10 protein-coding genes are annotated in these 12296 nt (G+C 70.8%); 1 reads left to right on the forward strand and 9 read right to left on the reverse strand.

What is annotated here, in order from left to right:
- Positions 1-34 precede the first annotated feature (34 nt).
- From ACFCXS_RS12175 to ACFCXS_RS12215, 9 genes are all read right to left on the reverse strand, one after another.
- Positions 35-907 carry a carbohydrate ABC transporter permease gene (locus tag ACFCXS_RS12175; protein WP_376643165.1) on the reverse strand — a complete coding sequence of 291 codons (873 nt, stop codon included), beginning with the start codon at positions 905-907 and terminating at the stop codon, positions 35-37.
- Positions 897-1919 (reverse strand): carbohydrate ABC transporter permease, encoded by a 1023-nt coding sequence (locus tag ACFCXS_RS12180; RefSeq protein WP_376643166.1) that lies wholly within the window; start codon positions 1917-1919, stop codon positions 897-899. Before ACFCXS_RS12180 ends, ACFCXS_RS12175 begins: the two co-directional genes overlap by 11 nt.
- Position 1920: 1 nt before the next feature.
- Positions 1921-3213 (reverse strand): ABC transporter substrate-binding protein, encoded by a 1293-nt coding sequence (locus ACFCXS_RS12185; protein ID WP_376643167.1) that lies wholly within the window; start codon positions 3211-3213, stop codon positions 1921-1923.
- A 269-nt stretch (positions 3214-3482) separates the two neighbouring features.
- Positions 3483-4520: a LacI family DNA-binding transcriptional regulator gene (locus tag ACFCXS_RS12190; RefSeq protein WP_376643168.1), complete on the reverse strand. Its 1038-nt coding sequence runs from the start codon at positions 4518-4520 to the stop codon at positions 3483-3485.
- 241 nt (positions 4521-4761) lie between these two features.
- Complete coding sequence (locus ACFCXS_RS12195; RefSeq protein WP_376643169.1) at positions 4762-5166, reverse strand: VOC family protein; 405 nt, start codon at positions 5164-5166, stop codon at positions 4762-4764.
- 84 nt (positions 5167-5250) lie between these two features.
- Complete coding sequence (locus ACFCXS_RS12200) at positions 5251-6267, reverse strand: 1-aminocyclopropane-1-carboxylate deaminase (protein ID WP_376643170.1); 1017 nt, start codon at positions 6265-6267, stop codon at positions 5251-5253.
- 30 nt (positions 6268-6297) lie between these two features.
- On the reverse strand, positions 6298-6939 hold the full coding sequence (locus ACFCXS_RS12205) for a GntR family transcriptional regulator (protein ID WP_376643171.1): 642 nt from the start codon (positions 6937-6939) through the stop codon (positions 6298-6300).
- A gap of 170 nt (positions 6940-7109) precedes the next feature.
- Positions 7110-8555 carry an alkaline phosphatase PhoX gene (locus ACFCXS_RS12210; protein ID WP_376643172.1) on the reverse strand — a complete coding sequence of 482 codons (1446 nt, stop codon included), beginning with the start codon at positions 8553-8555 and terminating at the stop codon, positions 7110-7112.
- Positions 8556-8709: 154 nt separating this feature from the next.
- Positions 8710-10128 (reverse strand): hypothetical protein, encoded by a 1419-nt coding sequence (locus tag ACFCXS_RS12215; RefSeq protein ID WP_376643173.1) that lies wholly within the window; start codon positions 10126-10128, stop codon positions 8710-8712.
- Positions 10129-10442: 314 nt separating this feature from the next.
- Here ACFCXS_RS12215 and ACFCXS_RS12220 point away from each other — a divergent pair, with 314 nt between their 5' ends.
- Entirely contained in the window at positions 10443-12272 is a 1830-nt protein-coding gene (locus ACFCXS_RS12220; protein ID WP_376643174.1) for an endonuclease/exonuclease/phosphatase family protein, read from the forward strand.
- The last annotated feature ends 24 nt before the right edge of the window (positions 12273-12296 follow it).

The raw sequence follows: 12296 nt of genomic DNA on the forward strand, positions 1-12296 counted from the left end.
TTCTGCGCACTCTATCGAGACGGCGCACCGGCCCCTACATCTTCATCGCCCCCGCCGCCAGGTCCCTCAGGAAGTGCCGCGCCCCGAACAGGAACACCACGATCAACGGGATGACGCTCATCAGCGCACCAGCCATCACCAGGGCGTAGTCCGCGTTGTAGAGGACGTTCAGGTTCGCCAGCGCCACCTGGAGCGTGACCTTCTCCGGGTCGATCATCACGACCAGGGGCCAGATGTAGTCGTTCCAGAGGCCGATGAACGTGAAGATGCCGAGGAAGGCCAGGGCCGGGCGGAAGAGGGGCAGGGCGACCTGCCAGTAGAGACGGAAGAAGCCGGCGCCGTCGATCCGCCCGGCGTCCAGCAGTTCGTCGGGCAGGGAGTTCTGCGCGTACTGGCGCATCCAGAAGATGCCGAAGGCGTTGGCCGCGCCGGGGATGATCAGCGCCTTCAGCGAGCCGGCCCAGCCGAACTCGGCGATGGTGACGAACTGCGGCACCAGGGACAGCTGCGCGGGAATCATGTACGTGACCAGCAGCATGCCGAAGAGGAGCTTCTTCGCAGGGAACTCGTACTTGGCGAAGGCGAAGGCCGCCAGCGAGTCGAAGAACAGCACGAGCGCGGTGCCGACGACGGCCACCACGACCGTGTTGAACAGCGAGCCGAAGAAGTCGACGGTGTCGAGCACCCGGCTCATGTTGTCCAGCAGATGCGGGCCCGGCACCAGCTTGGGCGGGTAGTCGTAGATGTCCTGGGTCGTGCCGGAGGCCATCACCACCAGCCAGTAGAAGGGGAACAGCGAGATCAGCACACCGAGCAGCAGCACGCCCCGGACGCAGATCCGGGAGAGCCTGCTGCCGGAGCCGATCGCGAGCCCCGCGTTTCCGGTCGCCCGGTGTTCAGCGGCCATCACGAGCCCCCTTGCGGCGCAGCAGTCCGGCGATGCCGGGCCGGCGGTCGTCGCGGTCGGAGCCGGACACCAGCCGCCAGTTGATGATCGTGAACACCGCGATGATGGCGAAGAGGAGCCAGCCCATCGCGGCGCCGTAGCCGAACTGGTGCTCCTTGAAGGCCTTCTGCCACAGATAGAGCACGATGGTCATCCCTTCCTGACCCGGTCCGCCCGTGGTTCCGACATCGGTCGACTGGAAGAGCACCTGGGACTCGGTGAAGACCTGCAAGCCGTTGATGGTGGAGGTGACGGCCGCGAAGAGGACCACCGGACGCAGTTGCGGCACCACGACCCGGAACAGGGTCTGCCAACTGTTGGCGCCGTCCACGCGTGCGGCCTCGAAGTGCTCGGTGGGGATGGCCTGGATACCCGCGAGGAAGATCAGCGCGTTGTAGCCGACCCACCGCCAGATGATCATGATGGACACCGACGACTTGATCCCCCACTCGGAGGACAGCCAGCCGATGCCGTCCAGCCCGACGGCCCTGAGCAGCGCGTTGGCGAGACCGGCCTGGGCGAAGACCGAGCCGAAGACGATGGTCATGGCGACCATCGAGGTGACATTGGGAATGAAGTACGCCACCCGGTAGGCACCGGCGAAGCGGACCTGGGAGTGCAGCAGGAAAGCCAGCACGAGCGCCAGGAAGAGCATCGGCACCGTCGACAGGAACCAGATCTCGAAGGTGTTGAGCACCGAGTGCCAGAAGACCGAGTCCTTCAGCAGCCAGCCGTACTGCTTGAGCCCCACGAAACGCATGTCCCCGATGCCGTCCCAGTCCTGGAAGGACAGGTACATGGAGAACACGACGGGGAAGGCGCCGAAGACGGCGAAGAGCACGTAGAACGGCGAGATGGCGAGCAGCGGCGGGAGGTACCTCCGGCGTCTGCCGGAAGGGGTGGATCCGCTACGGCGATCCGTACGCCGCTCGTCCACCGCCGGCGCCCCGGCCGGGTCGGCAAGCGTCACCATGTCAGCTCACCCCCAGCCGGGTCAGCGCGGTCTCGGCGGTGTTCACGGCGTCCTGCCAGGCCCGGTCGGGGTTCTTGCCGAGCGTCTCGACATTGGTCAGCTCCTGGAAGAACGGGGTGTTGGCGGTCTCCTCGTAGGGGCTGAAGTAGACGACGGGAGCCTTTCGGGCGGCGGGGCCGAAGACGTCGATGGGCTGCTGGCCGCCGAAGAAGGGGTCGGGCTTGTGCATCGCCGGGTCGGCGTAGGAGGCGGGAGTGGTGGGGAACAGGGCCATCTCCTGGTAGCTCTCGAGCTGGTTCGCCGGACTGAGCAGCCAGGTCAGGAAGGCGAAGGCCGCCTCCGGTTCCCGGCAGTAGCGGGTCAGCGTCACGTAGGAGCCGCCGTAGTTGCAGGGGCCGTCCGGCAGCGTGGTCAGCCGCCAGGACCCGGAGGTCTTCGGCGCCGAGTCCTTCAGTGTGTTGATGGCCCACACCGCCGTGGTCATGGTGGCGACCCGGTTACCGCTCATCGCCGCGTTGAAGTCGGGTGTGCCGTCCGTGATCCGGGCGCTGAGGCCCTGGCGGAGGATGTCCACGGACAGGTCCCAGGCGCGCCGGATGTGCTTCTGGTCGCCGATGAAACGGTTGTCGGCGTCCACGAACTGTTTCGGGCTCTGCAGCAGCACCTGCTGGAAGACGTTGCCGATGTTGCTCACGAGGTAGGGCTTGCCGGGCCCCTTGCGCCGCAGTGTGCGCCCGGCATCGATGAACTCCTCCCAGCCGGACAGCTCTTCGGCGACGTCCGCCGGCTCGTGGGGCAGCCCGGCCCGTTCGAAGAGATCGCGCCGGTAGTAGAGCGCGGTGGGACCGGCGTCGAGGGGGAAGCCGATCATTCGGCCCGTCGGCGTGAAGCAGGCCTTCCACTTCCAGTCGAGGTAGCGGTCGCGGACGGAATCGGCGCCGAGGTCCCGCAGGTCGAGGAACTCGTCCTCGTCCGGGAAGAACGTGGCGAGGTTGTCGTTGTTGACGACCGTCAGGTCCGGAACGTAGGCGCGGGCGGCCAGACTTGTGCGCACCTTGGAGTCGATGTCGCCGTCCGGGACCTGGGAGCCCTTCACCTTCAGCCCCGGGACGCCGGGGACGCCGCGCCGGGCGGTGGCGAGGAGCTTGTCGCTCAGCGAGCCCTTCCAGTACCAGAGGCTGAGGTGGCCGGAACCGGCGGAGGCCGATCCCTCGGCGGTCCCGCACCCCGAGAGCGTCAGCAGGCCGGCGCCCGCGCCGCCCAGGGAAGCCCCCAGAAAGCGTCTGCGGGACATCGTTCGGTGTTCCATGGGCGCGCACTCGCTTTCCGGGCATGCCGCGGCCGGGGCACAGCGCAGCCGCGGGCCCGTTCACACGGGGATGGGGGGAAGGCTTCCGGGATGAGGAAGCGAAGACAACGATGTCGGCGGGCGCGTGGTAGTCGGGCCGACGTCTCGCGGTGGGGGTTTCTGAGCGTCCGTGAACGTTCACGTGAGCGTTGCCGTCGAGTATCGAGGGGTCTGAAATCCGGTGTCAAGGGAACGACGAGGCCGATCTGCCTCGGTCAGGCGGAGTCGCGCACCACGAGTTCGGGTGTCACCCAGGCGTCCGCGCCCCGCAGCGGCTCCTCGCCCGCGCGCAGCCGGGCCACCTGCTCCACGGCCAGCCGTCCCAGCTGCCGCTTGTCGATGTGCAGGGTGGTCAGGGCGGGTTCGACGAGCTCGCCCAGCGAGAGACCGTCGAAGCCCAGCACGGCCAGATCCTCGGGAACCCTCCGGCCACGCCGCCGGCCGGTACGCATCGCCCCGACCGCGATCAGGTCGTTGAAGCCGAACACCGCGGTGACCTCGGGCCGCTGCGCCAGCAGCCGCTCCATGCCGGCCTCACCACCCGCCACGCTGTGCTCCGGGCACACCACGACCCAGTCCTCGTCGACCGGCAGACCCAGCCGCCGCGCCTGCTCCACGAAAGCCTGCCGACGCGGGCCGGGACCGTGCACGCCGTCCAGCATGCCGATCCTGCGGTGCCCGGCACGGAAGAGATGCTCCAAACCCTGCTGGACGCCGGAGACGGCGTCGATCCCCACGGCCGCGAACCGGGTCTGCTGCGGCCCGCGCTCCAGCAGCACCAGCGGCACGCCCCCGAGATGCCGGGCCAGCACGTCGTCCGGGCCCTTGAAGTAGCCGACGACCGCGTCCGCCTGGTGGGAGAGCACGTCGAGCGCCTCCCGCTCCCTGGCCTCGTCGATCCGGGAGTCCCACACCACGACCTGCCAGCCCCGCTGCTCGGCAGCCTCCAGCACTCCGGCGGCCACCTCGGGGAAGAACGGATTGCGCAGGTCGGGGATGACCAGACCGGCCGTCACCGTGCCCTTCTGGACGAGTCCGCGCGCGAAACGGCTGGGCCGGTAGTCCAGGAGCCGCGCCGCCTCGAGGACCCGCTCCTTGGTGCCGGGGTCGATCTCACCCTTGTCGTTGACCGCCCGCGAGACCGTCTGACGCGACACCCCGGCGAGCCGTGCGACGTCGTGGATCGTGGCCCGGCGCCGGGCACCGTCGGAGCGCTCGGCACCCGACTCGGCAGGCTGATTGTCCGTCCGCACGTCAGCACTGTATCCGGCACGGGAGTGGCCCCCGCCCCGCACCCGCGTACGGCGAGAAGGGGCCGTGTCGGGGGGTGTCCGCCCGCAGCTGGTTGGCGCGTCAACGGGGAGTCAGTCGGCGTCCGGGCCCATCGCGCCGTTCCGAGGACGGACACCCCCCGGCGCGGCCCCGACCCACCCGCACCGCGAAGGCGAAACGGACGCAGCCGACGGACCACCCCATCCCACTACCCGCAGCCCGTCACTCACCGAGCTCGGTGAACAGCGTCAGCTGAAGCGCACCCGGCGCTTCCAGCCGGGAGTTCAGCGAGTTCCAGGGCGTGCGTGTCGGCTCGGCCACGACTTCCGCTCCCGCGGCGGCCAGTTTCGCCGTCGTGGCGGCGGAGTCGTCAACCTGGAAGGCGACCCGGATGTGCCCGGCCACCCGCCGCCCCACCTCGACGTCGTCGATGAACGCGGCGTGGTTCGGGTCGGTCAGCTCCAGGGTGGCCCGCCCGGCGTCGAGGATCGTGACCCGCCCGTCCTCAGAGGCGAACGCGCCCTGCTCGGTCAGGCCGAGCACGTCACGGTAGAAGTGCAGCGCGGCATCGTAGTCCTCGGCGGTCACGACCAGGCGGAGTTCGCGGACGGCGGGCTGATCGGACATGGCGGCTCTTCCAGGACGTCGATTGACCGGCACAACCCGACGGCCCGCCGGAAGATTCCCCGACACCCTTGCCGCCCTGGCCGGTCAGAACAGCGCGCTGTAAGCGTTCAACGCCGGCTGCCCTCCCAGATGGGCGTACAGCACCGTGGCGTCACCGCCGATCTCCCCCCTAGACACCAGGTCGATCATCCCGGCCATGGACTTGCCCTCGTAGACGGGGTCGGTGACCATCCCCTCCGTCCGGGCGGCGAGCCGCATCGCCGCCAGGGTGGCCTCGTCGGGGATGCCGTAGACGCCCGCGTGGTACCGCTCGTCGAGTTCGACGTCGGACTCGGTCAGCTCGCGCTTCAGACCGATGAGCTTCCCGGTGCGGTCGGCGATACGGGCGATCTGCCCCCGGGTCGCGGCCGGTTTCGCCGAGGCGTCGATGCCGAGCACGCGCCGGGGCCGCCCGCCCGCCTCCTCCAGCGCGGCGAACCCGGCGACCATGCCGGCCTGGGTCGACCCGGTCACCGAGCACACCACGACGGTGTCGAAGAAGACGCCGAGCTGCCGCTCCTGCTCGGCGACCTCGTACGCCCATCCGGCGAAGCCGAGCCCGCCGAGCGGGTGGTCGGAGGCGCCGGCCGGAATGGCGTACGGCTTCCCGCCGGCCTCCTCGACCTCCCTGAGCGCCCGCTCCCAGCTCTCCTTGAAGCCGATACCGAACCCGGCCCTCACCAGCCGCACATCGGCCCCGGCGAGCCGGCTGATCAGGATGTTGCCGACCTTGTCGTACACCGCGTCGGGCCAGTCCACCCAACTCTCCTGCACCAGCACGCACTTGAGCCCGGCCCGGGCGGCGACGGCCGCGACCTGACGGGTGTGGTTGGACTGCACGCCCCCGATCGACACGAGGGTGTCGCAGCCCTGGGCGAGGGCGTCGGCGACCAGGTACTCCAGTTTGCGGGTCTTGTTGCCGCCGTACGCCACACCGGAGTTGCAGTCCTCACGCTTGGCCCAGAGGGACGCGCCGCCGAGGTGCGCGGTGAGCCGCTCCAGGTGGTGGACGGGCGAGGGCCCGAAGAGCAGGGGGTAACGCTCGTACGAGGAAAGGGACATGGGTCGTTCTCCCTGGGGTGGGGGTCGGTCTCAGTCGGCGAGCTCCTCGAGCCCCCGCCAGATCTCCGCCGTGACGAGGACCGCCGCGGCCGTGTCACCGGCCGCGCAGGCCTCGATCAACCGCTCGTGCAGTCCGGCGGAGCGGCAGCTGCCGCCCTCACCGAAGCGCCGTCGCTCCAGGCGGCGGATGAGCGGCGTGTAGCGGGCGACGGTCGCGGCGGCGGCGCGGTTGCCGCTCACCCGGACGAGGACGTCGTGCAGTTCGTCGTCGGCCCGCAGGGCCCCGTCCACGTCCCCGGAGCCCACGGCGGCGGCGAACCGCTCGTTGGCGGTCCGCATCGCCGTGATGTCCGCGGCGCCCAGCCGGGGCACGGCCACCCGCGTCACCAGCTCGTGCAGGGCTCCGACGACGGCGGCGGCGTCCCGTACGTCGGCGGTCACCAGCGGGGTCACCCGGGTGTAGCTCTGGGGCTTGCTCTCCAGCAGCCCGTCGTCCACCAGCCGGGAGAACGCCTCCCGCACCGGTGCCCGGGACAGCCCGAGCCGCTCCGCGAGGTCGGCGTCCCGCACCACCGCGCCGGGCTCGATCTCTCCGGCGACGATGGCGTCCCGGATCGCCGCGTACGCCCGGTCCCTGAGCAGGGTCCGGGGCACGGGCCGGATGGTCTCCATGAACTGAAATGTTAGATGTCAGTACACCGCTCAACAAGATGCGCACGCACATCCGCGCGGACCGCCGACGTACGCGCCCGACCGGTCCGCACTCCCCGCGCGGTGCGGGCCCCAGCCCCTCGGCCCGCCCGCCGAACAGGACGCCCCCGCTCATACGGGGACTCGGTGTCCTACCGCTTGTGCCGCTTCCAGGGTCCGGTGATGGCGAGCATGATGCCCGGCGTCTGGATGTTGGCGTAGAGGGTCCGCCCGTCGGGCGAGAAGGTGACGCCGGTGAACTCGCTGTACTCCGGCTCCTGTGCGGTGCCGATGTTCAGCTCGTTGCGGGCGATCGGGTAGGTGCGTCCGCTGTCGGTGGCGCCGAACAGGTGCTGTACGCCTTCCCCGTCCTCGGCGATGACGAGGCCGCCGTACGGGGAGACGGTGATGTTGTCGGGGCCGTCGAAAGCGCCGTCCTTCGACGGGTCGGGGTTCACGCCGAGCAGGACCTTCAGCGTCAGGGTGCGGCGCTTGGGGTCGTAGAACCAGACCTGCCCGTCGTGCCGGCCGGGGCTCTCCTGGCGGGCGTAGGAGGAGACGATGTAGGCGCCGCCGTCGCCCCACCACATGCCCTCCAGCTTGCGGGCGCGGGTGACCTCGTCGTCCTTGAACTGCTTGCGCACGGGCGTGGTGCTGGCGTCGCGGTCGGGGACGTCCACCCAGTCGACGCCGTAGACGGTGCCGGTCTTCGTGGCGCGGGACAGGTCGTCGACGAACTTGCCGCCCGAGTCGAAGCACTTGGGCGCCTGGAGGATCCCGGCGTCGTCGGCGAGCCTGCGGAACTTCCCGGGGCCGTACGCGAAGCCCTCGGGCGGGGTCCAGCGGAAGAACAGGCCGTTGGGTCCTGCGGCGTCCTCGGTGAGGTAGGCGTGGCCGCGCCTGGGGTCGATGACGACGGCTTCGTGGTCGTAGCGGCCGAAGAACTTCAGCGGCTCGGGGGCGCGGTTGGCGCGCCGGTCGCAGGGGTCGACCTCGAAGACGTAGCCGTGGTCCTTGGTCATGCCGTTGACGCCGGCCTTGTCGGAGTTCTCCTCGCAGGTGAGCCAGGTGCCCCAGGGGGTGCGGCCGCCGGCGCAGTTGGTGGAGGTGCCGGCGATGCCCACCCACTCGGCGACGCGTCCGTCGGGGCGTACCTCGACGACGGTGCAGCCGCCGGCCGCGGCCGGGTCGTAGACGAGGCCCTCGGTGAGCGGCACCGGGTGCTCCCAGTTGGCGCGCGGCCCCTTGAGCTCGTGGTTGTTGACGAGCAGGGTGGTGCCGCGGGGGCCGTCGAAGGTGGCGGTGCCGTCGTGGTTGGAGGGCGTGAACTCGCCGGACTCCAGCCGGGTCTTGCCGCTGTACGTGATGATCTTGTAGGTGAAGCCGGCGGGCAGGGCGAGGAGGCCCTCGGGGTCCGGCACGAGCGGCCCGTAGCCGACTCCGTGCCGGGCGTCCGCCGCCTCGCCCCCGGCGCTGACGGTGTCGTCGGACGCGAGGGCGTTCGGCGCGGTGGCGAGGGCGCCGACGCTGCCCGCCAGCGCGACTCCGGCACCGGTGATCGCGGAGTTTCTGGCGAAGTCCCTGCGGGTGAGCGACATGGTGTCTCCTGTGACGGTGAGAATGCCGTGGGAGGTGGCGGACCTCGTGCGGCAACACCGTCCCGCCCGCGTCTGAACGGGGGTTGAACAACGCGCTAAGGGGCGCGGGGAACTGCGCGACCAGCCACAGCTCACCCGCACTCGGGATCCGGGCTCAGCCCCCCTGCTGCGACCGAGCCTTGAACGCGGCCTTGCGCGCTTCCTTCGCCACCTTCTTGTCGGGATGCAACCGCCCCATGGCCTCCAGCACATCAGCGGTCGCCGGGTGGTCAACCCGCCACACGGCCTCGAAGAACCCACCGTGCTGCCGCGCGAGCCCCTCCACCAGCGCCCGCAACTCCTCGGAGTTGCCCTCCGCGGCCAGCTGCGCGGCCACGGTGTCGATGGTCAGCCAGTAGACCATCGCCTCGGAGGGCGCGGGCACGTCCGCCGCGCCGTGCTCGGTCAGCCACACCCGGGCGAGCCCGCCCAGCTCGGCGTCGTCGAGCACGTCCCGCAGCGCAGGCTCGGCCGAGGCCCCCACCAGCGACAGGGCCTGCTGACACCGCAACCGCCGCAACGGCGCCCCGGCGTCGGAGCCCCGGGCCGCCGCCAGCAACTCCCGTGCCGCGGCCGGCGATTCCCGCCGCTGAAGCCACTGTTCGGTCTCGGCCTGCGCGGCCCCGGGCGGGAACTGGGCCGTGCCGTCGAGCAGCGCGTCGGCCCCCTTGTCCGCGAGGTCCCCGACGGCCGGCGCCTCGAACCCGGCCTCCAGCAGCCGTGCTCGCATGCCGTACACCCCGAGCGGGGTGAGCCGGACCATGCCGTACCGGGAGACGTCGGTGTCGTCGACGGGCGCCGCGGGCTCCTCGTCGGCGTCGGCCATGAGCGCCTCGTCCACGGGCTGGTAGGCGACGAATCCCACCGGCTCCAGCATCCGGAACTGGTCGTCCAGGCGCATCATCGCGTCGGACACCTGCTCCAGGACGTCGTTGGTGGGCTCGCCCATGTCGCTGGGCACGATCACCGAGGCGGCCAGTGCCGGCAGCGGCACCGGGGCGCCGTCGGGCGCTTCCTCGCCGGCGGTCAGCAGATAGAGGTTGCCGAGCACGCCGTCGAGGAACTCGGCCTCGCCCTCGGGGTCCCAGTCGAGGGCGGAGAGGTCGACCTCGCCGTCCTCGTCCACGAGCCCGTCCAGGTCGGGCACGCTCGCGTCGGCGAGCACGGTCTCCAGCGCGGCGAGCCATACGGCGAGCACGTCCTGCGGCGAGCCGCCGGTGAGCAGGGCCAGGTCCGCACCGGCCGTCACGGTGCCCTGCTCCTCGTCGACGACCTCGACGAGCCCGGCATCGACGGCGACCCGCCACGCCTCGCCGGCATCGGCGGCGGCGTCCTCCCCGCTCAGCCCGAGCGCCTCCGCGGCCCCGGGCAGCTGCTCGTCGACGAGCCCGCCCCCGACGTCGACGCGGGTGTCCGGCCCGGCCCAGCGGGCGAGCCGGGCGGCCCGGGACAGCAACGGCGTGGACAGCGCGTCGCGCGCCAGCTCCGCCTCGGGGTGCAGCCGCACCGGCGGCAGGGGGGAGCGGTCTGACATCGGCTGTTTCTCCTAGCGCGCCTCAGGTGACTCAACCGCTCAGCCTAGACGGATATCCACCCATGCCGCCCACTTCATCTCCCCGTCGGTTGCCGTACATGGCCGAAACCTTGACAAGTGACATGCACAGGCTGGAGATTGACGCGCGTAGAAGTCGGCGGACAGTTGTTCACCGGGCCGGCCCCACCAGGCCCACCCGTCCAGACCGGTCTACGCGCGTCACCGCATCCGCCCCACAGGTAGCGACAGTCCAGCCTTTCCACACGTCTCCGCCCTCGTCCCGGCGCCCTGTCACGTCCCCGGAGGGAATCCCGTTGCCGAGCAAGTCGTCCGCGCGCCTCGCCGCGCTCACCGTCGCCGCCGCGTGTTCCGCGGCCTCCACGATCGTCCTCACCAGCCCCGCGCACGCGGAGTCGGTCCGCATTCACGACATCCAGGGCACCACCCGGACCTCCCCGTACGCCGGGAAGCAGGTCACGGACGTGGCCGGAATCGTCACCGGCATCCGGACCTACGGTTCGTCCCGCGGCTTCTGGATCCAGGACCCGGCCCCGGACGCCGACCCGGCGACCAGCGAGGGCGTCTTCGTCTTCACCGGCTCCGCCCCGAAGGGCGTCGCCGTCGGTGACTCCGTCACGGTCGGCGGCACGGTCACGGAGTACGTCCCCGGCGGAGCGACCTCCGGCAACCAGTCGGTGACGGAGATCACCAAGCCGGCAACCACGGTCGTCTCCAGCGGAAACGCGCTGCCCGCCGCCACGGCGATCACCTCGCGCTCGGTGCCCGCCGCCTACGCGCCCGCCGGCGACACCGCCGCGAACGGCTCGGTCGACGCGCTGCCCCTGAAGCCCTCGAAGTACGCCCTGGACCACTACGAGGCGCTGGAGGGCATGTCCGTCCGGGTCACCGACACCCGCGTCGTCGGTGCCACCGACCCGTACACCGAGCTCTGGGTGACGGTGAAGCCGCACGAGAACCGCAACCGCCACGGCGGCACGGTCTACGGCTCCTACGACGACCAGAACGCGGGCCGCCTGCAGATCCAGTCCCTCGGCGCGACGGCGGACTTCCCCAAGGCGAACGTGGGCGACACCCTCACGGGCACCACCGCGGGCCCCCTGGACTACAACCAGTTCGGCGGCTACACCCTGGTCGCGAGCGAACTCGGCACCCTGAAGAGCGCGGGCCTGGAACGCGAGACGACCCGCAGGCAGCGCTCCTCCGAACTCGCCGTCGCCACCTACAACGTCGAGAACCTCGACCCGGCCGACGGCACCTTCGCCGCCCACGCCGCCGCGATCGTGAACAACCTGAAGTCGCCCGACATCGTGTCCCTGGAAGAGATCCAGGACAACAACGGCGCGAAGAACGACGGCACGGTCGCCGCCGACCAGACGCTGACCAAGCTGATCGACGCGATCGTCGCGGCGGGCGGCCCGAAGTACGACTGGCGCTCGATCGACCCGGCCGACGGTGCCGACGGCGGCGAGCCGGGCGGCAACATCCGCCAGGCGTTCCTCTTCAACCCGGAGCGGGTCTCCTTCACGGATCACCCCGGCGGCGACGCCACCACGGCCACCGCCGTGACGAAGATCCGCGGCAAGGCCCACCTCAGCCTCAGCCCCGGCCGCATCGCCCCCGCCGACGAGGCCTGGCAGAACAGCCGCAAGCCGCTGGCCGGCGAGTTCGTCTTCCGCGGCCGCACGGTCTTCGTGATCGCCAACCACTTCAACTCCAAGGGCGGCGACCAGGGCCTGACCGCCCGGTACCAGCCGCCGTCCCGCAGCTCCGAGACGCAGCGCCACCGGCAGGCCACCCTGGTGAACGCCTTCGTCAAGGACATCCTCGACACCCAGAAGAACGCGGACGTCATCGCGCTGGGCGACATCAACGACTTCGAGTTCTCCCGGACGGCGAAGCTCCTGGAGGGCCGCGGCGAACTCTGGTCCGCGATCAAGTCGCTCCCCCGCAACGAGCGTTACTCGTACGTCTACCAGGGCAACAGCCAGGTCCTCGACCAGATCCTGATCAGCCCGTCGATCCGCCGCGACTGCGACTTCGAGTACGACAGCGTGCACGTCAACGCGGAGTTCAACGACCAGATCAGCGACCACGACCCCCAGGTCCTGCGCTTCCGCCCGTGACACCCCGTGGGGCCGGCCGGGTAT

The organism is Streptomyces sp. NPDC056373, assembly GCF_042262425.1.
Taxonomy (GTDB): domain Bacteria; phylum Actinomycetota; class Actinomycetes; order Streptomycetales; family Streptomycetaceae; genus Streptomyces.

What these genes read in the sequence shown, in the direction of transcription:
- ACFCXS_RS12175 (WP_376643165.1), bottom strand. Translation starts at nt 907, where the DNA reads ATGGCCGCTGAACACCGGGCGACCGGAAACGCGGGGCTCGCGATCGGC.
- ACFCXS_RS12180 (WP_376643166.1), bottom strand. Translation starts at nt 1,919, where the DNA reads ATGGTGACGCTTGCCGACCCGGCCGGGGCGCCGGCGGTGGACGAGCGG.
- ACFCXS_RS12185 (WP_376643167.1), bottom strand. Translation starts at nt 3,213, where the DNA reads ATGTCCCGCAGACGCTTTCTGGGGGCTTCCCTGGGCGGCGCGGGCGCC.
- ACFCXS_RS12195 (WP_376643169.1), bottom strand. Translation starts at nt 5,166, where the DNA reads ATGTCCGATCAGCCCGCCGTCCGCGAACTCCGCCTGGTCGTGACCGCC.
- ACFCXS_RS12200 (WP_376643170.1), bottom strand. Translation starts at nt 6,267, where the DNA reads ATGTCCCTTTCCTCGTACGAGCGTTACCCCCTGCTCTTCGGGCCCTCG.
- ACFCXS_RS12205 (WP_376643171.1), bottom strand. Translation starts at nt 6,939, where the DNA reads ATGGAGACCATCCGGCCCGTGCCCCGGACCCTGCTCAGGGACCGGGCG.
- ACFCXS_RS12210 (WP_376643172.1), bottom strand. Translation starts at nt 8,555, where the DNA reads ATGTCGCTCACCCGCAGGGACTTCGCCAGAAACTCCGCGATCACCGGT.
- ACFCXS_RS12215 (WP_376643173.1), bottom strand. Translation starts at nt 10,128, where the DNA reads ATGTCAGACCGCTCCCCCCTGCCGCCGGTGCGGCTGCACCCCGAGGCG.